Origin of the sequence: Nocardioides sp. NPDC047086 (assembly GCF_040643685.1) — a bacterium.
GTDB lineage: Bacteria > Actinomycetota > Actinomycetes > Propionibacteriales > Nocardioidaceae > Nocardioides.
Genome location: NZ_JBEYUV010000016.1, coordinates 87,520 through 106,797, shown reverse-complemented (window position 1 = coordinate 106,797; position 19,278 = coordinate 87,520). Strand labels below are relative to the sequence as shown.

At 70.7% G+C, this 19,278-nt stretch carries 17 protein-coding genes; 8 read left to right on the top strand and 9 right to left on the bottom strand.

Annotation, left to right across the window (positions count from 1 at the left end; genetic code table 11):
- Nucleotides 1–26 precede the first annotated feature (26 nt).
- The gene (locus ABZ796_RS13885; protein WP_357337562.1) at nucleotides 27–776 is read right to left on the bottom strand and encodes an SIS domain-containing protein; all 750 of its coding nucleotides are present in this window, start codon (nucleotides 774–776) and stop codon (nucleotides 27–29) included.
- A gap of 124 nt (nucleotides 777–900) precedes the next feature.
- Between ABZ796_RS13885 and ABZ796_RS13880 the strand changes: the two genes are divergently transcribed.
- Entirely contained in the window at nucleotides 901–1,863 is a 963-nt protein-coding gene (locus ABZ796_RS13880) for a BadF/BadG/BcrA/BcrD ATPase family protein (RefSeq protein ID WP_357337550.1), read from the top strand.
- Between the two features lie 67 nt (nucleotides 1,864–1,930).
- The gene (locus ABZ796_RS13875) at nucleotides 1,931–3,718 is read left to right on the top strand and encodes a biotin carboxylase N-terminal domain-containing protein (RefSeq protein ID WP_357337549.1); all 1,788 of its coding nucleotides are present in this window, start codon (nucleotides 1,931–1,933) and stop codon (nucleotides 3,716–3,718) included.
- A 129-nt stretch (nucleotides 3,719–3,847) separates the two neighbouring features.
- On the opposite strand, the gene ABZ796_RS13870 is transcribed toward ABZ796_RS13875, so the two are convergent.
- The gene (locus tag ABZ796_RS13870; RefSeq protein ID WP_357337548.1) at nucleotides 3,848–4,564 is read right to left on the bottom strand and encodes a WHG domain-containing protein; all 717 of its coding nucleotides are present in this window, start codon (nucleotides 4,562–4,564) and stop codon (nucleotides 3,848–3,850) included.
- A gap of 127 nt (nucleotides 4,565–4,691) precedes the next feature.
- Here ABZ796_RS13870 and ABZ796_RS13865 point away from each other — a divergent pair, with 127 nt between their 5' ends.
- Nucleotides 4,692–5,621: an NAD-dependent epimerase/dehydratase family protein gene (locus ABZ796_RS13865; protein ID WP_357337547.1), complete on the top strand. Its 930-nt coding sequence runs from the start codon at nucleotides 4,692–4,694 to the stop codon at nucleotides 5,619–5,621.
- Between the two features lie 14 nt (nucleotides 5,622–5,635).
- Here ABZ796_RS13865 and ABZ796_RS13860 read toward each other — a convergent pair whose 3' ends face one another.
- A complete protein-coding gene (locus tag ABZ796_RS13860; protein WP_357337545.1) occupies nucleotides 5,636–6,412 on the bottom strand; it encodes a 3-hydroxybutyrate dehydrogenase in 777 nt (258 codons plus the stop codon).
- Nucleotides 6,409–7,794, bottom strand: a complete 1,386-nt coding sequence (locus tag ABZ796_RS13855; protein WP_357337544.1) for an MFS transporter — start codon at nucleotides 7,792–7,794, stop codon at nucleotides 6,409–6,411. Before ABZ796_RS13855 ends, ABZ796_RS13860 begins: the two co-directional genes overlap by 4 nt.
- Nucleotides 7,795–7,888: 94 nt before the next feature.
- Here ABZ796_RS13855 and ABZ796_RS13850 point away from each other — a divergent pair, with 94 nt between their 5' ends.
- Genes ABZ796_RS13850 through ABZ796_RS13840 form a run of 3 tightly spaced genes read left to right on the top strand, consistent with a single transcriptional unit; the run spans nucleotide 7,889 to nucleotide 10,679 of the window.
- Nucleotides 7,889–8,797: a LysR family transcriptional regulator gene (locus ABZ796_RS13850; RefSeq protein ID WP_357337542.1), complete on the top strand. Its 909-nt coding sequence runs from the start codon at nucleotides 7,889–7,891 to the stop codon at nucleotides 8,795–8,797.
- 50 nt (nucleotides 8,798–8,847) lie between these two features.
- Nucleotides 8,848–10,014 carry a hypothetical protein gene (locus ABZ796_RS13845; RefSeq protein ID WP_357337541.1) on the top strand — a complete coding sequence of 389 codons (1,167 nt, stop codon included), beginning with the start codon at nucleotides 8,848–8,850 and terminating at the stop codon, nucleotides 10,012–10,014.
- Nucleotides 10,014–10,679, top strand: a complete 666-nt coding sequence (locus tag ABZ796_RS13840; protein WP_357337539.1) for a hypothetical protein — start codon at nucleotides 10,014–10,016, stop codon at nucleotides 10,677–10,679. The genes ABZ796_RS13845 and ABZ796_RS13840 overlap by 1 nt, the downstream gene beginning before the upstream one ends.
- Before the next feature lie 4 nt (nucleotides 10,680–10,683).
- On the opposite strand, the gene ABZ796_RS13835 is transcribed toward ABZ796_RS13840, so the two are convergent.
- Nucleotides 10,684–11,028 (bottom strand): hypothetical protein, encoded by a 345-nt coding sequence (locus ABZ796_RS13835; protein WP_357337538.1) that lies wholly within the window; start codon nucleotides 11,026–11,028, stop codon nucleotides 10,684–10,686.
- A gap of 137 nt (nucleotides 11,029–11,165) precedes the next feature.
- Between ABZ796_RS13835 and ABZ796_RS13830 the strand changes: the two genes are divergently transcribed.
- Complete coding sequence (locus ABZ796_RS13830; protein WP_357337536.1) at nucleotides 11,166–14,543, top strand: pyruvate carboxylase; 3,378 nt, start codon at nucleotides 11,166–11,168, stop codon at nucleotides 14,541–14,543.
- Between the two features lie 75 nt (nucleotides 14,544–14,618).
- On the opposite strand, the gene erm is transcribed toward ABZ796_RS13830, so the two are convergent.
- The 3 genes from erm to ABZ796_RS13815 all read right to left on the bottom strand — a co-directional run bounded on the left by erm (nucleotide 14,619) and on the right by ABZ796_RS13815 (nucleotide 17,647).
- Nucleotides 14,619–15,377, bottom strand: coding sequence for a 23S ribosomal RNA methyltransferase Erm (gene erm / locus ABZ796_RS13825; RefSeq protein ID WP_357337535.1), 759 nt, complete (start codon nucleotides 15,375–15,377; stop codon nucleotides 14,619–14,621).
- A 321-nt stretch (nucleotides 15,378–15,698) separates the two neighbouring features.
- On the bottom strand, nucleotides 15,699–17,099 hold the full coding sequence (locus ABZ796_RS13820; RefSeq protein WP_357337533.1) for an NAD(P)H-quinone dehydrogenase: 1,401 nt from the start codon (nucleotides 17,097–17,099) through the stop codon (nucleotides 15,699–15,701).
- A gap of 35 nt (nucleotides 17,100–17,134) precedes the next feature.
- Entirely contained in the window at nucleotides 17,135–17,647 is a 513-nt protein-coding gene (locus ABZ796_RS13815) for a DinB family protein (RefSeq protein WP_357337532.1), read from the bottom strand.
- 121 nt (nucleotides 17,648–17,768) lie between these two features.
- On the opposite strand from ABZ796_RS13815, the gene ABZ796_RS13810 reads away from it, so the two are divergent.
- Entirely contained in the window at nucleotides 17,769–18,302 is a 534-nt protein-coding gene (locus ABZ796_RS13810; RefSeq protein WP_357337530.1) for a helix-turn-helix domain-containing protein, read from the top strand.
- A 3-nt stretch (nucleotides 18,303–18,305) separates the two neighbouring features.
- On the opposite strand, the gene ABZ796_RS13805 is transcribed toward ABZ796_RS13810, so the two are convergent.
- Nucleotides 18,306–19,223 (bottom strand): SDR family NAD(P)-dependent oxidoreductase, encoded by a 918-nt coding sequence (locus ABZ796_RS13805; protein WP_357337529.1) that lies wholly within the window; start codon nucleotides 19,221–19,223, stop codon nucleotides 18,306–18,308.
- Nucleotides 19,224–19,278 lie beyond the last annotated feature (55 nt).

Here is a 19,278-nt window from a genome sequence, read left to right as displayed (position 1 = left end):
TCCTCGTTACTTCTTCTTACGGGTGTTCAGGCCATGCTTCCGATGCGCTCGCCGTAGCGAGCCTTCAACGCATCGTTGTGCTCATCGCCACCCGGGATGTTGGCGGAGAGATAGAGGGGCGGGGTCTCGCCCGCCTCCTGGATCCTCGCGGCGGTGCCGAGGGTCAGGAGCTGGGCGATGTAGGCCGCCGTGATGGAGGAGACGGCACCGGCGAGCACGCCGCCGTCGCCGACCGGGACGGTGGCGTCGCCGAACGGAGCCAGGTTGTCGATCACCACGTCGGCGATCTCGGCCAGGCGCTTGCCGCTGGGGTGCTTGGGGGTGACCGCGTTGGTGTGCTCGAGGCTGGTCACCGCGATCACCGTGTGGCCCTCCTCCTTCGCGCGCAGCGCGATGCCGACGATCGAGCCGTTGACACCGGAGTTGGACGCGATGAGGAAGACGTCCTCGGGGTGGAACTCGTGGAGCTCCCAGAGCTCGTTGGCGATGTTGGTGTCACGCTCGAGGAGACCGCCCTTGAGATCGCTCGCCGGTCGGTCGCCCTTGAGGACCGTGTCGCGCAGAGCGATGGCATGGGTGGGGATCAGACCACCGGCCCGCCCGGCGATCTCCATCGCGAACGCCTGCGAGTGGCCGGTGCCGAAGGCCTGGAGCACACCGCCGTTGCGGATGCTGCCGACCATCGCCTCGACCGCCTCGTCGAGGCCACCAGATTGCGCCATCGACTGCAGCTCGGACAGGCGTGTGCGAACCTGCTCATCGAAGGCTCCGAACACGTCTCTGGTCAATTAGTCCACCCACCTAGCAAACTCCGGCCGCGACCGTATGTCGAGGCCTGCGCTCGAAAACTATTTGGAGAGAGTACGCCTGGCAATGGTTTTCTGTTACGAAACGGTGTCAATGACTCATAACTATCTGGGACTCGACGCGGGAGGCACCAGCACTCGCGCCGTCGTGGTCTCCTCCGACGGACGATGCGGAGGCATCGGGAAGGCCGGCAGCGGCAACCCGACCTCCGCCGGAATCGACGCTGCCACGACGGCGATCAGGGCCGCGGTCACGCAGGCCGTGAGCTCCGCGCAGAGCGGACGGCTCGCCGGTGCCGCCCTGGCGGTGGCGGGGGCGGGCGACCCCACCAACCGGGCCGCGATCGTGGCCGCCCTCTCCGACCTGGTCGCGGTCGAGCCGGTCTTCGACTTCGATGTGCTGGCGGCGTACTTCTCGGGGACGGCGGCGCCTGATGGCTATGTGCTGCTCTCTGGCACGGGGGCATCGGCGGTGCGGGTCGAGAATGGCCGACTGGCGGGGATCTCGGACGGACTGGGCTGGCTGCTCGGCGACGTCGGCTCGGGCTTCTGGCTGGGCCGCGAGGTCGTACGTTCCGGGCTCGCGCCGCTCGACGGGCGGGGCGCCACGACGCAGCTGACCGGTCTGCTGCTGGACCGGCTCGGGCTCACGCCGGACGATCGGCGGCAGGGCGGGCGGACCGGCACCCTCGTCGCGGCGACCGCGGCGCTCTACGCGATGCCGCCGCTGCGGCTGGCCGACTTCGCCTCGCTCGTCTTCACCGCGGCAGGTGCGGGTGACGCGGTCGCGGCGGGCATCCTCGACCGTGCGGCCGAGGGACTGACGGAGACGTTGGCGGCGGTGCGTACTCCTGATGTCGAGGGGCCGTTGGTCGCGGCCGGGAGCGTCCTGGCCCGGCAGCCCGACTTCGCCGCCCGGGTCGCGCCCGGGGCGGTCCTCGCCACCGATGGCCTGGCCGGAGCGGCCGTGCTGGCGCTGCGGCATGGGGGCGTGCTCGTCGACGACGCGGTGTACCGCCGAGTAACCTCCTCGCTTGCTCAACTCACTGAAGTGTGACAATCGTTACTACGGACGGCTGGAGCCAGGGCGGGATGGCCTCCCCTAGCATGTCTATGCATTCACGATGGAGGAGTTCTCGTTGAGCAAGCCACTGACAAAGGTCCTGATCGCCAACCGCGGTGAGATCGCCGTTCGAGTGATCCGCGCGTGCAAGGACGCCGGCATCGGCTCCGTAGCGGTCTACGCGGACCCCGACCGTGACGCGCTCTTCGTGCGCCTGGCCGATGAGTCCTACTCACTGGGCGGCGCGACGCCGGCGGAGTCGTACCTGTCCATCGAGAAGATCCTCGATGTGGCGCGCCAGTCCGGCGCTGACTCGGTCCACCCGGGCTACGGCTTCCTGGCCGAGAACGCCGACTTCGCCCAGGCCGTGATCGACGCCGGGCTGACCTGGATCGGTCCCTCCCCGGAGGCGATCGACGCGCTCGGCGACAAGGCGAAGGCCAAGCAGATCGCGCTCAAGGCGGGCGCGCCGCTGGCCCCGGGCCTCAAGGACCCGGTCAAGGACGCCTCCGAGATCACCGCGTTCGCGCAGGAGTACGGCCTCCCGGTCGCCATCAAGGCGGTCTTCGGCGGTGGCGGTCGCGGCCTGAAGGTCGCCCGCACCCTGGAGGAGATCCCCGAGCTCTACGAGTCGGCCGTGCGCGAGGCCGTCGGCGCCTTCGGTCGCGGCGAATGTCTGGTCGAGAAGTTCCTCGACAAACCCCGCCACGTCGAGACCCAGTGCCTGGCCGACTCCCACGGCAACGTGGTCGTGGTCTCCACCCGCGACTGCTCGCTGCAGCGTCGCCACCAAAAGCTCGTCGAGGAGGCCCCCGCACCGTTCCTGACCGAGGAGCAGAACAAGCGCCTGTATGAGTCCTCCAAGGCGATCCTGCGCGAGGCCGGCTACGTCGGTGCGGGCACCTGTGAGTTCCTCGTGGCCGCTGATGGCACCATCTCCTTCCTCGAGGTCAACACCCGCCTCCAGGTCGAGCACTGCGTCTCCGAGGAGGTCACCGGCCTCGACCTGGTCCGCGAGATGTTCCGCATCGCCGCAGGCGAGGAGCTGGGTTACGACGACCCCGAGGTCCGCGGCCACTCCATCGAGTTCCGCATCAACGCCGAGGACGGCGGCAACAACTTCATGCCGGCCCCCGGCACCCTGACCGAGTGGGCTCCCCCGGCCGGCCCGGGCGTACGCCTCGACGGTGGCTATGAGAAGGGCGAGACCATCCCCGGCGCCTTCGACTCGCTGATCGCCAAGCTGATCGTCTCCGGCCGCGACCGCACCCAGGCGCTCGAGCGCTCGCGCCGTGCCCTGGACGAGTTCAAGGTCGACGGCATGCCGACCGTCATCCCGTTCCACCAGGCCGTCGTCACCGACCCTGCCTACACCGCCGAGAACGGCTCCTTCGACGTCTACACGACCTGGATCGAGACCGACTTCGACAACCAGATCACCCCCTACGCCGGCGCAGCCGGCGAACCGGCCGAGGACAGCACAGGCGGCGAGCGTCAGACCGTCGTGGTCGAGGTCGGCGGCAAGCGCCTCTCGGTCTCGCTGCCCGCCGGGCTCGGTGGGCTCGCCGTCGGCGGTGGCGCGGGTGCCGCGAAGAAGCCCAAGCGCTCCGCGAAGAAGGCCGGCGCGGCCGCCTCGGGCGACTCCGTCGCCTCGCCGATGCAGGGCACCATCGTCAAGATCGCCGTCGAGGAGGGTCAGGAAGTCGCCGAGGGCGACGTCGTCGTGGTCATCGAGGCGATGAAGATGGAACAGCCCCTCAAGGCCCACAAGGCCGGCACCATCACCGGCCTGAACGCCACGGTAGGCGAGACGGTGGCCAACGGCGCGGTCATCGCCGAGATCAAGTAGCCCGCCGAGACGTCACTTTCTGACGGCGAATAGTCAGTTTCTGACGGCGAATAGTCAGTTTCTGACGGCGAGAGGTCACTCCGGTGACCTCTCGCCGTCAATTTTTGACGTCCCGACGCCAGGAACTGACTACTCGGCGAGTCCTAGGGTGTCGGCCAGGACTGTCAGGTGGAGGTTGAAGAGACCTGCGGGGTCGCCGAAGGCGTCGGGACCGAACTGACCGAAGACCTCGAAGCTGACCCGGCCGAAGAGGCTCGTCCAGACGAGTACGCCGCGAGTGAGGGCGGCATCGGGCAGGTCGAGCCCGAGCTGGTCACGGATGCCCTGGAGCCCTGCCTCGAGAGCGGGTGAGATCTCCCCCGGCTCCTCGGGCACGCTCAGCCGACCGGCCGCCATGGCGCCGGCGGCCAGTCGCAGCATCGCGGTCGGGACGCGGGTGCCGGGCACGCTGGTGCGCTCGTCCGGCGCGGCATAGCCGGGAACGGGCGACCCGAAGAGCAGGGCGTACGTCGCCGGCTCGGCGAGCGCCCAGGTCCTGACCGCGCGGCCGAGCGCCAGGAACTGGGCGCGGTGGTCGTCCTGGGGAGCTGCGGCGACGGCGGCGTCGACGGCGTCGCCGAGCTCGTCGTACCCGGAGACGAGCAGCAGCGTCAGCAGCTCGTCGCGGTTCTTCACGTAGCGGTAGACCGCCGAGGAGACCACGCCGAGATCGCGGGCAACCGCGCGCAAGGAGAGTGCGGCGGCGCCGTGGACCGCCAGGTGCTCGCGGCCGATCCGGACGATCTCGTCCATGGTCTGCGCTCGCGCGCGTTCGCGTGGGGTGCCATCTCGGGAGGTCGCTGTCATGACGCCATCGTGACCCGATCCAGAGAGCGCTGTCAACAAAAGTGAGCAATGCTCTTGCTTTTGGTGAGGACTCGCGTCAGACTCATTCCGAGAGCACTGCTCTCGGAACCCACGAAGGAGACAAGTCATGAACAGCACCTACCTCGTCATCGGCGCCGGCCCCGTCGGCGCGACCATCGCCCAGCAGCTCGCCGCCCGCGGGGACCGCGTACGCCTCCTCACCCGCTCCGGCAGCGGCCCGGTGCACGCGAGCATCGAGCGGCTCCGCGGCGATGCCACCGATCTCGACACCGTCACCCAGGCGGCCGCCGGCGCGAGCGCCGTCTTCCACTGCATGCACGGCAGCGCCTACGCCGCCGACACCTGGCGCACCGAGCTCCCGCGGGCCGAGAAGGTCGTGCTCGAGGCGGCCGGACGGGCCGGGGCCGTGGTCGTCTTCCCGGAGAGCCTCTATGCCTACGGCCACGTCACCGGGCCGATGACCGAGCAGACGCCGCGGAACGCCGACTTCGGCAAGCCCGCGGTGCGGGTCGACCTCCTCCGTGCCCGCGACGCCTCCCCGACCCCGACGGTCAGCGTCGCGGCCTCGGACTTCTACGGTCCGCTGGTCCGCAACGCCCACGCCGGCGAGCGGATGGTGCCGACGGTCCTCGCCGGCCGCACCATGCGCGTCCTCGGCGACCCGGACGCACCGCACTCCTGGACGTACGTGCCCGACCTGGGTGCCGCGATGATCCGGGCCGCCGACGAGGAGACCCTGTGGAACTCCTTCCTGCACGCGCCCACCGCGCCGGCGGTGTCCCAGCGCGCCCTCGTCCAGCTCTACGCCGACGTGGCGGGCGTCGCCGCCCCGAAGGTCGGCCGCATCCCCACGTGGGCACTGAAGGCGATCGGCACGGTGCACGCCGGCACCCGGGAGCTGGCCGAGATGGTCTATCAGTTCGACGAGCCGTTCGTGCTGGACTCCTCGGCCAGCGAGTCCCTGCTCGGCCTGGCCCCCACCCCGCTCGAGACCGGGGCCAAGGCGACGGTCGACTGGTGGCGGACCCAGGCCTGAGCGAAGGACGGGAGCTAGCGGGCGCTCCAGCCACCGTCCATGGCCCAGGAGGCGCCGGAGACCATCGAGGCGTCCGGGCCGGTGAGCCAGCCGACCAGGGAGCCGACCTCGTCCGGCTCGACCAGCCGCTTCACCGCGACATCCTGCAGCAGCACCTTCTCGACGACCTCGGAGGCCGCGACACCGTGCACGAGAGCCTGGTCGGCGATCTGCTTCTCCACCAGCGGCGTACGCACATAGCCCGGGTTGATACAGACGCTGGTCACCCCGTGCGGACCGCCCTCGAGGGCGGTGACCTTCGAGAGTCCCTCCAGACCGTGCTTGGCCGAGACATAGGCGCTCTTGAACGGGGAGGCGACCAGGCCGTGCACGGAGGAGATGTTGACGATGCGACCCCAGCCGTTGGCGTACATGTGCGGCAAAGCTGCCCTGACCAGCAGGAACGGTGCGACCAGCATGATCGAGTGGATCCTGCGGAAGTCGTCGGGGTCGAACTTCTCGATGGGGCTGACCCGCTGGATGCCGGCGTTGTTGACCAGGATGTCGACCTCGAGGCTGAGATCGTCGAGCTCCCGGGTGGCGGTCAGGTCCACCACCCACGCCTCGCCGCCGATCTCCTCGGCGAGGGCGTGGGCGGCGTCGCCGGCCAGGTCGGCGACGACGACCCGCGCGCCGCGGGCGGCGAGCTCGCGGGCCACCGCCGCGCCGATCCCCGAGGCGCCGCCGGTGACCAGGGCCCGCCGGCCCTGCAGCGTACGCCCGGGGTCGGCGCCCGAGACGGCCGAGTTCACGCCGGGCTCACCTCGCACTCGGCCTCACGAGCGGCGTCGGCACGGTCCAGTGCCCGCAGCGACGTACCCCTGGTCTCCTTGAGGGTGAGCACGACGAGCGCGGTGATGATGCCGGCCACGGCGAGGTAGATCGCGGTGTTGGTCCAGGTGCCGGTGTCCTTGAGCCAGGCGATGGCCAGCAGCGGCGCGAGCGAGCCGGCGAAGATCGAGGTCACCTGGTAGGAGATCGAGATGCCGGAGTAGCGCATCCGGGTCGGGAACATCTCGGCCATGATCGCGGGCTGCGTGGAGTACATCAGCGCGTGGATGGCCAGACCTGCGATGAGCGCCGCCACGATCGCGACGTTGCTCGTGGTGTCGAGCATCGGGAACGCCCAGAAGCCCCAGGTCGCGCCGAGCACGGCGCCGACGAGGTAGACCGGCTTGCGGCCCACGCCGTCGGCGAGCCGGCCGACGGCGAGGATGAAGAAGAAGTGGCAGGCGTGCGCGATCGCGATCAGCCCGAGCAGCGCGCCCTGGTCCATCTTCTGGTCCTCGACCAGGTAGACGATCGAGAAGGACACCACCAGGTAGTACATGATGTTCTCCGCGAAGCGCAGGCCCATCCCCTTGAGGACACCGAGCGGGTAGCGACGCAGCACCTCGAAGACGCCGTAGCCGGCTTCGGCGGCCTGGCCCTGCTCCGCCTTCGCCTCCTCGAAGATCGGCGAGTCGGTGACCGAGCGGCGGATGAAGTAGCCGACGACGACCACCACGGCCGAGAGCCAGAACGCGACCCGCCAGCCCCACGCCAGGAAGGCGGCGTCGGAGAGCGCGAGGGTCATCACGGTGAGCACCAGCGTGGCGAGCAGGTTGCCCACCGGCACCGCGGCCTGCGGCCAGGCGGCCCAGGTCGCGCGCCTGTCGTCGGGGGCGTGCTCGGCGACCAGCAGGACCGCACCGCCCCACTCACCGCCCAGGGCGAGCCCCTGCACGAACCGGAGCACCACCAGGGCGATCGGCGCGGCGAGCCCGATCTGGTCGTACGTCGGCAGGCAGCCCATCAGCACGGTGGCGACACCGATCAGCATGATGGTCAGCTGCAGGGTGTACTTGCGGCCGAGACGGTCGCCGATGTGGCCGAAGACGACGCCGCCCAGGGGGCGGGCGACGAACCCGATCGCGTACGTCACGAAGGCGGCGATGATCGCGTCGTAGGCGTTGCCGGTGGCCGGCATGATCACCTTGGCGAAGACGAGCGCCGAGGCGGTGGCGTAGAGGAAGAAGTCGTACCACTCCACCACCGTGCCGGCCATGGAGGCCGCCACGGTCCTGCGGAGCAGGCTCTGCTCGTCGACTGGGGGATCGGTGGGGGCGGTCGCGCCCGGCTGTGTCGTGGACATGGCTCGGAGTGTGACAGCGATCACGATGTGCTCGCAACGCGCATGTTGGCACAGGCGATGAACGCAAATGCACATTTGACGCTAGGGTGGCCCGATGGCCACCTCCTCACTGTCGACGCCGTCGGCCGACCAGCTGCTGGTGCTGCTGGAGGTGGCCCGCAGCGGCCGCTTCACCACCGCCGCCCGCTCGCTCGGCCTGACCCACACGACGGTCAGCCGCAACATCTCGACGCTCGAGCGCGCCCTCGGCGGCCGGGTGCTCGTGCGGGGCTCCGACGGCTGGGCGCTGACCGCTCTCGGTGAGCGCGCGGCACGGGCCGCCGAGGGAGTCGCCGAGTCGCTGGCCCGGCTCGCGGCCGACGAGCCGGCCGACCCGGTGGCCGGAGTGGTCCGGATGTCGACGACCGACGGGTTCGCCGCGTACATCGCCTCGCCGGCGGTGGCCGCGCTGCGGCAGGACCATCCCGACCTCTCGGTCGAGATCGTCACCGTGACCCGGCAGGCGGCGCAGCACCGCTCCGGCGTCGACATCGAGGTGGTGGTCGGCGAGCCGGCGGTGAACCGGGGCCGAGCGATGCACCTGGGCGAGTACGAGCTCGGCCTCTACGCCTCCCCCGGCTATCTGGAGCGCCACGGCGCCCCGGCCACGATCGAGGAGGCCGTACGCCATCGCCTGGTCTACTTCGTCGACTCGATGCTCCAGGTCGACGACCTCGACATCCCCCGCCGCCTGCTGCCCGGCATCCGCGACGCGGTCACCTCGACGAACGTGTTCGTCCACGTCGAGGCGACCCGGGCCGGGGCCGGCCTGGGCCTGCTGCCCTGTTTCATGGCCGACCGGCATCCCGACCTCGTGCGGCTGCTCCACGAGGACGTCCACCAGCGGCTCCCCTACTGGGCGGTCGTGCATCCGGAGTCCTGGCGGCGGCCGGCCGTCGCCGCGGTCGTGAGCGGACTGCGCGAGCAGATGGACGCGCAGCAGGATGCTCTGCTCGGCCGGTGAGCCGTCCGGCCGCATCGTTGGATGCTCGGACCATCAGCGACAATTCATGGGTGCCGCATTCGACTCGGGCAGCCGCCCTGCGTCTGGTGGCGTTCTTCGTGGCCGGGATGCGGCTGGCGACCCTCGCGCAGATGGCGCCGTCGCTGCTGACGGCCTTGCCCGCGCTGTCCCGCGCCGACCATCCCTGGCTGACCGGGGCCAGCTGGATCCTCGCCACCGTCATGCTCGTCGCCATCGCGGCGATCACCCTGCTCACCCGGAGGCCGCCGGGGGTGCCGTACGCCGTGCTCGACGTCGCCGTGGCCGTGGTGCTGCTGATCGTGGGGCTGTGGACGGTCCCCGTAGAGCTGCGTACGGGCACCTGGGTGGGGTTCCAGCTGGGCTATGCGCTGTGCGTGTCCTCCGGGCTCTCGGCGGTGCGCTCGCGGTGGCTGTGGATGTTCCTGCTCGGCTCGCTGGCGGTCGCAGAGGTGGTCTACATCGCCCCGACCGTGGACGGCGTGGCCGACCTCACCGGCGCCGTCAGCACCTGCCTGACCCTGCTGGTCCTCGGGCCGCTGGCCTGGTTCGGCTGCCAGACGATCGTGCGGATCGGGACCGAGGCCGATGAGGCGCGCCGCTACGCCGCCGAGGCCGCCAAGGCCGAGGAGGAGCGCCGGGCCCGGCTCGCGATCCACAACGGCACCGCGATGATGCGACTGCTCGTGGAGACCGACTCCGCCGACGGCAACGGGGCACTGAGGTCGCAGGCCGAGGTCGAGCTCAACCGGATGCGTGCGTATCTCAGCGGTCAGAACCCGCCGCCGGTGAGCGAGGCGACCAACCTGGCCGCGGTGGTCACCGCCGTCGGCGCGGAGTTCGACGACCTCCCGATCACGGTGGTCGCCGACCTCGCCCAGGACGTCGCGCTCCCGCGCGGTCTCGCCGACGACCTGGCCGCCGCGCTGCGCAGCCTGCTGCTCAACGTACGCCAGCACGCGCAGGCGGGGCGGATCGTCCTGCACGCCGCCGAGGACGAGGACGGCGCCGGCTGGGAGGTCACGCTGCACGATGACGGCATCGGCTTCGACACCTCCGCGACCGATCACGGGGTCGGTCTGCGCGAGGTGGTCGTCGAGCAGCTCGCCCGCTCGGGCATCGACGTCGAGATCACCAGCATCCGCGACCTCGGTACGACGGTCACGCTCACGCGGACGACCGCCGTGGAGGTGCCGTGATGGCTCTCGTGCCTCCCGGCCCGCGCTTCGCCCATGTCGACGACGCGACCGCGATTCGCGCCTCGCTGGGTCTGCTGCTGCCCGATCTGACCTTCGTGTCCAGCCACGGATCCGTCGAGGACCTGCTGACGGCGCGGCCGGAGGCCGACGTGGTCATCCTCGACCTCCATCTCGCCAACACCGGCCAGCCCGACGCCTCGCAGGGCACTGCGGCCATCCGGCGCCTCGTCGAGGCGGGCTACCGGGTCTGCATCTACTCCCAGGAGGAGCGCCGGTTCGTGCTCGCCGCATGCCTCGCCGCCGGGGCGACCGGCGTGGTCTCGAAGGCTGCCTCGCTGGCCGAGGCGGAGGCCGCGTTCCGCGCCGTCGCCGCCGATGAGCCGGTGATCCCCCCGGGCATCACCGGACTCATCGAGGTTCTCGTACGCCGCCGCAGCATCACCGTCCTCACCCCGCGTCAGCGCGAGGTCCTCGCCCATCGCGCCCGCGGGCTGACGTACGCCGAGATGAGCCGGAACATGTATCTGTCCGAGTCGACCCTGCGCGGCTACTGGATGGAGCTGGCCCAGCTGGTCTCGCAGCATCTGCGCGAGACCTCCCCCGGCGACATCGAGCACGCCCTCGGGCTGCGCCCGGGCGACCTGCTCGACCTCTGGCCGGGGTGAGTCGCTAGCTGCTGATCCCGGTCCACTTCCAGGTGCCGTCGGTGCCGGGCACGATGTAGCTGGTCTTCCAGGAGGTCTCGTCACCGGCCCCGCCGACCTCGATCCAGGCCCGCGGGGACCAGGAGACCGTGGCGGCGCTGCGGTAGTTCCCGGTCACCGTGCTGTTGTTGATGGACCGCTTGCGGAGGTAGCCGTCGGCCTTGCCGTTGATCGAGCCGGAGCAGTTCACGGTGCCGGCCGCGGCGGCCGGCGAGCCCGCCGCGCCGATCGCGGTGAGCGATCCGGCCAGCAGGGCCGTCCCCGCGATGGCGACCAGAGCCGAGCGACGCTGTCGAGTCATGAGCTTCATGCCCGCGACGGTATCGACGGTGGGCGGTCCAGCGGTCCCAACGAATCCGCACACTTCTCGGCACATCGACGTCCACCGACTGGGCGGTAACGTCCCACACCCTGGACGAGCCGCTTCTGATGGGTACCGTGGCCGCCATGTTCAAGAAGGTGTTGGTTGCCAACCGCGGCGAGATCGCGATCCGAGCTTTCCGTGCAGGCTTCGAGCTCGGGGCAAAGACAGTCGCTGTCTTCCCCTACGAGGACCGGGGCTCCGAGCACCGGCTCAAGGCCGACGAGGCCTACCAGATCGGAGAGCTCGGTCATCCGATCCGGGCCTACCTCGATCCCGACGCGATCGTCGAGGTCGCCAAGCAGAGCGGCGCGGACGCCATCTACCCCGGCTACGGCTTCCTCTCCGAGAACCCCGCGCTGGCCGAAGCGTGCGCCAAGGCGGGGATCACGTTCATCGGGCCGTCGGCGGAGGTCCTCACCCTCACCGGCAACAAGGCCACCGCCATCGCGGCGGCGAAAGCCGCCGGCGTACCGACCCTTCAGTCGGTCGAGCCGTCCACCGATGTCGACGCGCTGGTCTCTGCTGCCTCCGCTCTCCCCTACCCGCTGTTCGTGAAGGCGGTCGCCGGCGGTGGGGGTCGCGGGATGCGGCGGGTCGACGACCCCGACAAGCTCCGCGAGGCCGTGGAGACCTGTATGCGCGAGGGGGAGGCCGCCTTCGGCGACCCGACCGTCTTCATCGAGCAGGCCGTGGTCGAGCCGCGGCACATCGAGGTGCAGATCCTCGCCGACGGCACCGGCGAGGTCATCCACCTCTTCGAGCGGGACTGCTCGGTGCAGCGCCGCCATCAGAAGGTCGTGGAGATCGCACCCGCCCCCAACCTCGACCCCGATCTGCGCGAACGGATGTGCGCGGACGCGGTGCGGTTCGCGAAGGAGATCGGCTACTCGTGCGCCGGCACCGTCGAGTTCCTGCTCGACCCCGCGGGCAACTACGTCTTCATCGAGATGAACCCGCGCATCCAGGTCGAGCACACCGTGACCGAGGAGGTCACCGACGTCGACCTGGTCCGCTCGCAGATGCGGATCGCCTCCGGCGAGACGCTGGCCGACCTGGGCCTGACCCAGGACTCCGTGCAGCTGCGCGGTGCGGCGATGCAGTGCCGGATCACCACCGAGGACCCCGCCAACAACTTCCGCCCCGACACGGGCATGATCACCACCTACCGCTCCCCCGGCGGTGCCGGGATCCGCGTGGACGGCGGCACGACGTACGCCGGGGCGGAGGTCTCGCCCCACTTCGACTCGATGCTCGCCAAGCTCACCTGTCGCGGGCGCACCTTCGAGGACGCCGTCACCCGGGCCCGCCGGGCCGTGGCCGAGTTCCGTATCCGCGGCGTCGCGACGAACATCCCGTTCCTGCAGGCGCTGCTCGACGACCCCGACTTCATCTCGGGCTCGATCACGACCTCGTTCATCGAGACCCACCCGCAGCTGCTGACCGCGCGAGCCTCCGGCGACCGCGGCACCAAGCTGCTCACCTACCTGGCCGACGTGACCGTCAACCAGCCGCACGGCGCCGCGCCGGTCTCGCTCCACCCGGTCGAGAAGCTGCCGAAGCTCGACCTCTCGGTGGCTCCGCCGGCGGGCTCTCGCGATCTCCTTCGCGAGCTCGGACCGGAGGGCTTCGCCGCCGCGCTGCGCTCCCAGGAGCCGGTCGCGGTCACCGACACCACCTTCCGCGACGCCCACCAGTCGCTCCTGGCGACGCGGGTCCGCACCACCGACCTGCTCGGCGTCGCTGGCCACGTCGCCCGGCTGACGCCGCAGCTGTGGTCGTTGGAGGCCTGGGGCGGGGCGACGTACGACGTGGCTCTCCGCTTCCTCTCCGAGGACCCGTGGGAGCGGCTCGCCCAGCTGCGTGAGGCGATCCCGAACGTCAACCTGCAGATGCTGCTGCGCGGTCGCAACACGGTGGGCTACACGCCCTACCCGACCGAGGTCACCGACGCGTTCGTCTCCGAGGCGGCCTCGACCGGGATCGATGTCTTCCGGATCTTCGATGCTTTGAACGACGTCTCGCAGATGCGGCCGGCGATCGACGCGGTGCGTTCGACCGGGACCGCCGTCGCCGAGGTGGCACTGTGCTACACCGGCGACCTCTCCTCGCCGGACGAGAAGCTCTACACGCTCGACTACTACCTGCGACTGGCCGAGGAGATCGTCTCGGCCGGGGCGCACGTGCTGGCGATCAAGGACATGGCCGGGCTGCTCCGGGCGCCCGCCGCCCGGACCCTGGTGACCGCGCTGCGCTCGCGCTTTGATCTGCCGGTCCATCTGCACACCCACGACACCGCCGGTGGCCAGCTGGCCACGCTGACGGCTGCGATCGAGGCCGGTGTCGACGCCGTCGACGCCGCGACCGCGTCGATGGCCGGCACCACCTCCCAGCCGCCGCTATCCTCGCTCGTCGCGGCGACCGACCACACGCCGCGTGCCACCGGTCTGTCCTTGGCCGCGGTGAACTCGCTCGAGCCCTACTGGGAGGCCGTACGCCGCGTCTACGCGCCCTTCGAGTCCGGCCTGCCCGCGCCGACCGGCCGGGTCTACCGCCACGAGATCCCGGGCGGCCAGCTCTCCAACCTGCGCCAGCAGGCGATCGCGCTCGGGCTGGGTGAGAAGTTCGAGCAGATCGAGGACATGTACGCCGCGGCGAACTCGATCCTCGGCCGGGTCCCGAAGGTCACGCCGTCCTCGAAGGTCATCGGCGACCTGGCGCTCTCCCTCGTCGCCGCCGGGGCCGACCCGGCCGCGTTCGAGGCCGACCCGGCTGCGTACGACATCCCGGCCTCCGTCATCGGGTTCCTCAACGGGGAGCTCGGTGACCCGCCGGGCGGCTGGCCCGAGCCGTTCCGCAGCAAGGCGATCACGGGACGCACCTGGAAGGCGCCGTCGCCGACCCTGTCGGCCGAGGACGCCGCCGGGCTCGCCTCCGACCGTCGTGGGACGCTCAACCGGCTGCTCTTCCCCGGCCCGACGAAGGACTTCGCCGAGGCCCGCTCGAAGTGGGGCGACGTATCGGTGATCTCGACGCTCGACTACCTCTACGGCCTGCGCGAGGGTGAGGAGCATGTCGTCGAGCTCTCCGAGGGCAAGACGGTCATCTTCGGCCTCACCGCCGTCTCCGAGCCCGACGAGCGCGGCATCCGCACCGTCATGGCGACGATCAACGGCCACCTGCGCCCGATCGGGGTGCGCGACCGCTCCGTCGCCGCCGAGGTCGCCGCCGCCGAGAAGGCCGACCCCTCGGTGCCCGGCCAGGTCGCAGCGCCCTTCCAGGGCGTCGTGACCATCGCGGTCGCGGCCGGCGAGACGGTCAAGGCCGGCGACACCGTCGCCACCATCGAGGCGATGAAGATGGAGGCCGCCATCACCGCTCCCGTCGACGGCACCGTCTCCCGCCTCGCCTTCTCCGGCACCCAGGCCGTCGACGGCGGCGACCTGGTGCTGGTGCTCGACTGAGCCGAGACGTCAGGCCCGTCGGCCGAGATGGCACCTTGGTGCCATCTCGACCGACGTAAGCGACGTCTCGGCTGGTTAGAGACCGGCGTACGCCTCGACCCAGTCCTCCGCCCGCAGGTCCCGCGGCAGCACGGGCGCCTGGGATCGCCGGCGGCGGCGAGCGATCCGATCCGCGAGCGCACCGGGGGCGCCGTTGCGGCGCAGGATCTCGGCAACCCCGCGGCCACGGCTGCTGAAGACCCTCGCCACCCACGACTGGAAGTCGCGGAGCTCCGACTCGGGAAGCAGCGGCTCCCGGCGGCGGTCGATGAGCAGCAGGCCGCCGTCGACGTTGGGCCTGGGCCGGAACGCGGTCGACGGGACCCGCCGGTCGAGGGTGAAGGCGAACCACGGCCACCACTGCGCGGTGAGCTGGGTCGTACCGCCGACGCCGGCGCGCTTGCGGGCGACCTCCCACTGGGTGAGGAGTACGGCATGACGCCACGTCGTCGAGCTGAGCAGGTGGCGCAGGATCGGTGTGGTCAGGTGGAACGGGACGTTGGAGACGACAACCGCGTCCTGCGGTGGTGCGTGCCGCAGGATGTCGCCCTCGGCGATACACACGTGCGTACCGGTCCGTCGGCGCAGCTCCGCCGCGCGGCGGGAGTCGATCTCGACCCCCTCCAGCGGACGGCCGAGCTCGGCCAGCGCCCCGGTGACGGCACCGTTGCCGGTGCCCCACTCGACCAGCGGACCCTGCCGCTGCGAGACGAGATGGACGATGCGGTCGACCGTCGACCTGTCGGTGAGAAAGTTCTGGCCGAGCTCGTGCCGGCCAGGGCGTACGTCGGGCATGGATGCTCCTCGAGAAAGAAGGAGCCGGGCGGCATGCGGGTAGCACTCGAGAGCCGCCCGGCGGGGTGCCAGGTGGCGGCGCGAATGCGACGAGTGCTTCGGTGGGATCCGCGCCGTCAGCGGCGGCGGATCCGAACGATCATCGTCATGCAGCAGTTACCCATGGCGCCACGCTAGCGAAGCCGCAGCCGTGAGCGCACACGGTTTAAAACACAACGCCGAGACGTCACTTAGGTCGTTCGAGATGGCATCGTCTGCCATCTCGAACGACCTAAGAGACGTCTCGGCCGGCGTAACTGCCGTCTCGGCCGACGTAAGTGACTACTCGACGTGGTGGAGGCGGCGGGCGACCTCGGCGGTGGAGCCGGAGATCGAGGGGTAGACGGTGAAGGTGTTGGCGATCTGGTCGACGGTCAGCCCGGTGGAGACGGCGAGGGCGATGGGGTGGATGAGCTCCGAGGCGCGCGGGCCGACCACGACGCCGCCGATGACGACGCCGGTGCCGGGGCGGGAGATGAGCTTGACGAAGCCGTCGGAGATCCCCTGCATCTTCGCCCGCGGGTTGCCCTTGAGGTCGAGGCGCAGGGTGTCGGCGACGACCTCGCCGGAGTCGACCTGAGCCTGCGAGTAGCCGACCGTGGCGATCTCCGGCGAGGTGAACACGTTGGCCGCGACCTCCTTGAGGTCCATCGGGATGACCGCGTCGCCGAGGAAGTGGCGCATCGCGATCCGGCCGGCCATGGCGGCCGTCGAGGCGAGCATGAAGCCGCCGGTGCAGTCGCCGGCTGCGTACACACCGTAGGCGGAGGTGCGCGAGACCTTGTCGGTGCGGATGAACCCGCCCTCGTCGAGCTCGATGCCGGCCTCCTCCAGCCCGAGGCCCTCGGTGTTGGGAATCGAGCCGAGCGCGAGGACGCAGTGGCTGCCGGCCACCTCGCGGCCGTCGGTCAGCTTGACGGTGACGACGTCGCCGGAGCGGGTTACCGACTCCATCCGCGACTTGCTGAGGATGTTCATCCCCTGCCGCTCGAGTACGTCCTGCAGAACCGTCGCCGCATCCGCGTCCTCACCCGGGAGAACACGGTCGCGCGAGGAGACCAGGGTGACCTGCGAGCCGAGGTTGAGGTAGGCGTTGGCGAACTCCACACCCGTGACACCGGACCCGACGACGATCACGTGCGAGGGCAGCTCATCGAGGTCGTAGACCTGCTCCCAGGTCAGGATCCGCTCGCCGTCGGGCTGGGCGGTGGGCAGCACCCTCGGCCGGGCGCCGGTGGCGATCAGGACCGCGTCGTTCTCGACCGCCTCCTCACCGCCGTCCTGGGCCCGGGTCGCGATCACCTGACGCTTGTCGGCGTCGATGCGCCCGGTGCCCTTGACGACCCGGATCCCGCGGCGGGTCAGCCGGCTCTCGATGTCGCTCGACTGCGCGAGCGCGAGCGACTTCACGCGCTTGTTGACCAGGGCGAGGTCGGCGTAGAGCTCGGTGGCCGGGTCGCCGTGGTGGTCGCGGAAGTTGATGCCCAGGTCGCGGGCGAGCGTCATGTCCGCCATCAGCTCGGAGGTGGCGATCAGGGTCTTGCTCGGCACGCAGTCGGTGAGCACCGCGCTGCCGCCGAGGCCGTCCCGGTCGACGACCGTGACCTCCGCCCCGAGCTGCTGCGCGACCAGCGCCGCCTCGTATCCGCCAGGACCCCCACCAATGATCGTCACCCGCGCCATGGGCCGCATTCTTCCACGCCCCAAGAACAGCAGAATCAGCCCATCGTCTTCTGACCGTCGATGGTCTCCCGGATGATGTCGGCGTGGCCGGCATGCTGGGCGGTCTCGGCCAGGATGTGGGCGATGGCGCGGCGGTTGGACCACCGGGCAGACGCCTCGAACCACGGGGCCTCGGGAAGAGCGTGGTCCGCGTCGAGGTCGACGGTACGGATCAGCTCGTCGGTGGCGGCGGCCACGTCGTCGTACGCCTTGAGGACACCTTCGAGCGTCTCGTGCTCGGCGAGCACGAAGTCCGCGGCGAACTCGGCGTACTTCTCGGGGGTGAGCTCCTGCGCGACCGCGCCGCGGACGATGAAGTCGGCCCAGCCCCGCTCGACGGAGGCGACGTGCTTGACCAGACCGCCGAGACTGAGGACGGAGGCGGTCGGGGTGAGCCGGGCCTGCTCGTCGGTCAGGTTGCGGACGGTGAAGCGGAGGAAGCCGCGGTGCTTCGCCAGGGTCTCGAGCAGGTCGGTACGCTCGCGGGACGAGGTGGCGGTTGCGTTCATGACATGGACTCCTTGGTGGTGTTTCCCTCTGACACCACCAACGCTAGGAGTTGTTCAGGTCAGTTCCTGTCCGCATTGGACGGAGGACTGGAAGAGATCCGCCGACCACTACCCTGCTGGGATGACGAGCCCCACCAACCCGACCCGAAGCGACGCGGTCCGCAACCGTGACCTCCTGGTCACCGCAGCGCGCGAGGTGCTCGCCGAGCAGGGTCTCGACGCCCCGATGTCGGCCGTCGCCAAGCGTGCCGGCGTCGGCCAGGGCACCCTCTACCGACACTTCCCCGACCGCCTCACCCTGGCCACCGCGGTGCTGGAGGAGAACGTGGGCGACATCGAGCAGGTCGCGGCCCGCCCCGATGCGACGCTGGCCGACGTGCTCGGCGTGGTCACCTGGCAGATGATCCACTCGACCGCCTTCGTCGGCATCATCCGGCTCGGCGGCGAGGAGAGCGCCCGCTTCCTGGCCGATCGCGTACGCACCGCCGTCGACCGGCTTCCGAGGGAGACCTACGGCACCGACGACGTCATGCTCGCCGTCGCGATGGTCTCCGGCGCGGTGCACGGGCCGACCCCGGAGGCGCGCGAGAGCACCGCCCGCCGGGCGTGGGGCCTTCTCGGGATCGAGATCGGGCCGGTCACTCCCGGCGTCTAGTACTCAGGCCGCCGACCAGCCGCCGTCGGAGGCGACGACGGCTCCGTTGATGTTCACCGAGTCGCGGGAGAGCAGGAAGGTGATCGACGCGGCGAGCTCCTCGGCGGTGGCGATCCCCGGGATCGCGACGCGCATCCCGGCCGTCCGGGACGATCCGTAGGGCGCACCCTCAGGCACGTGGATCCCGGTCGCGACCGCGCCGGGGGCGAGCGCGTTGATGCGCACCCCGGTCCCCGCGTACTGGAACGCCGCCGACTTCGTCAGACCGACCAGGGCGTGCTTCGAGGTCGTGTACGCAGCACCGGCTGCCGAGCCACGGAGCCCGGCCTCGGAGACCACGTTCACGATCCGGCCCTCGCCCGCGGCGAGCATCCCGGGCAGCACCGCGCGCATCAGCCGCATCGGGCCGTCGACGTTGACCGAGAGGCAGCGCGCCCAGATCGTGTCGTCGATCTCGTGCGGGGCGGCGTCGTCGTCCATCACGCCGGCCACGTTGGCCAGCGCGTCGATCCGCTCCCCCGCCGCGGCCAGGACGGCGGCCGCAGTCTCCGGGGCGGTGATGTCGGCGGCCAGCGCATGGAACCTCTCGCCCAGCTCGGTCGCGGTCGCGGACAGCTTCTCGGCCGAGACGTCGATGCCGACCACCCGGCCACCCTCGCCGACGATGCGGGCCGCGACCGCCTTCCCGATCCCGCCCGCGGCGCCGGTGACCACCACGCTCTGGCCGGCGAACCGGCCGCCGGTGAGCACCTCGGCCCAGGGCTGGGGCGAGCCGATCTCGACGCCCAGGTCGACGGCCGGCCCCGCAGCCGCGGCGACCGGAGCGGCCTCGGCCGTCGGCACCCCCTCGGGGATCACACCGGTCTCCGCGACACCGACCAACAGTCCCACGACCTCGGCGGGGAACCTGCCTCCGGACATCTCGACGAGCTTGTCCAGCGGCAGCCCGAGCGCCGGCGCGAGCGCCTCCTCGGTG

What these genes read in the sequence shown, in the direction of transcription:
- ABZ796_RS13865 (WP_357337547.1), top strand. Translation starts at nt 4,692, where the DNA reads ATGAACAGCACCTACCTCGTCATCGGCGCCGGCCCCGTCGGCGCGACC.
- ABZ796_RS13875 (WP_357337549.1), top strand. Translation starts at nt 1,931, where the DNA reads ATGGAGGAGTTCTCGTTGAGCAAGCCACTGACAAAGGTCCTGATCGCC.
- ABZ796_RS13810 (WP_357337530.1), top strand. Translation starts at nt 17,769, where the DNA reads ATGACGAGCCCCACCAACCCGACCCGAAGCGACGCGGTCCGCAACCGT.
- ABZ796_RS13835 (WP_357337538.1), bottom strand. Translation starts at nt 11,028, where the DNA reads ATGAAGCTCATGACTCGACAGCGTCGCTCGGCTCTGGTCGCCATCGCG.
- ABZ796_RS13805 (WP_357337529.1), bottom strand. Translation starts at nt 19,223, where the DNA reads ATGTCCGGAGGCAGGTTCCCCGCCGAGGTCGTGGGACTGTTGGTCGGT.
- ABZ796_RS13855 (WP_357337544.1), bottom strand. Translation starts at nt 7,794, where the DNA reads ATGTCCACGACACAGCCGGGCGCGACCGCCCCCACCGATCCCCCAGTC.
- ABZ796_RS13840 (WP_357337539.1), top strand. Translation starts at nt 10,014, where the DNA reads ATGGCTCTCGTGCCTCCCGGCCCGCGCTTCGCCCATGTCGACGACGCG.
- ABZ796_RS13820 (WP_357337533.1), bottom strand. Translation starts at nt 17,099, where the DNA reads ATGGCGCGGGTGACGATCATTGGTGGGGGTCCTGGCGGATACGAGGCG.
- erm (WP_357337535.1), bottom strand. Translation starts at nt 15,377, where the DNA reads ATGCCCGACGTACGCCCTGGCCGGCACGAGCTCGGCCAGAACTTTCTC.
- ABZ796_RS13815 (WP_357337532.1), bottom strand. Translation starts at nt 17,647, where the DNA reads ATGAACGCAACCGCCACCTCGTCCCGCGAGCGTACCGACCTGCTCGAG.
- ABZ796_RS13850 (WP_357337542.1), top strand. Translation starts at nt 7,889, where the DNA reads ATGGCCACCTCCTCACTGTCGACGCCGTCGGCCGACCAGCTGCTGGTG.
- ABZ796_RS13880 (WP_357337550.1), top strand. Translation starts at nt 901, where the DNA reads ATGACTCATAACTATCTGGGACTCGACGCGGGAGGCACCAGCACTCGC.
- ABZ796_RS13870 (WP_357337548.1), bottom strand. Translation starts at nt 4,564, where the DNA reads ATGACAGCGACCTCCCGAGATGGCACCCCACGCGAACGCGCGCGAGCG.
- ABZ796_RS13830 (WP_357337536.1), top strand. Translation starts at nt 11,166, where the DNA reads ATGTTCAAGAAGGTGTTGGTTGCCAACCGCGGCGAGATCGCGATCCGA.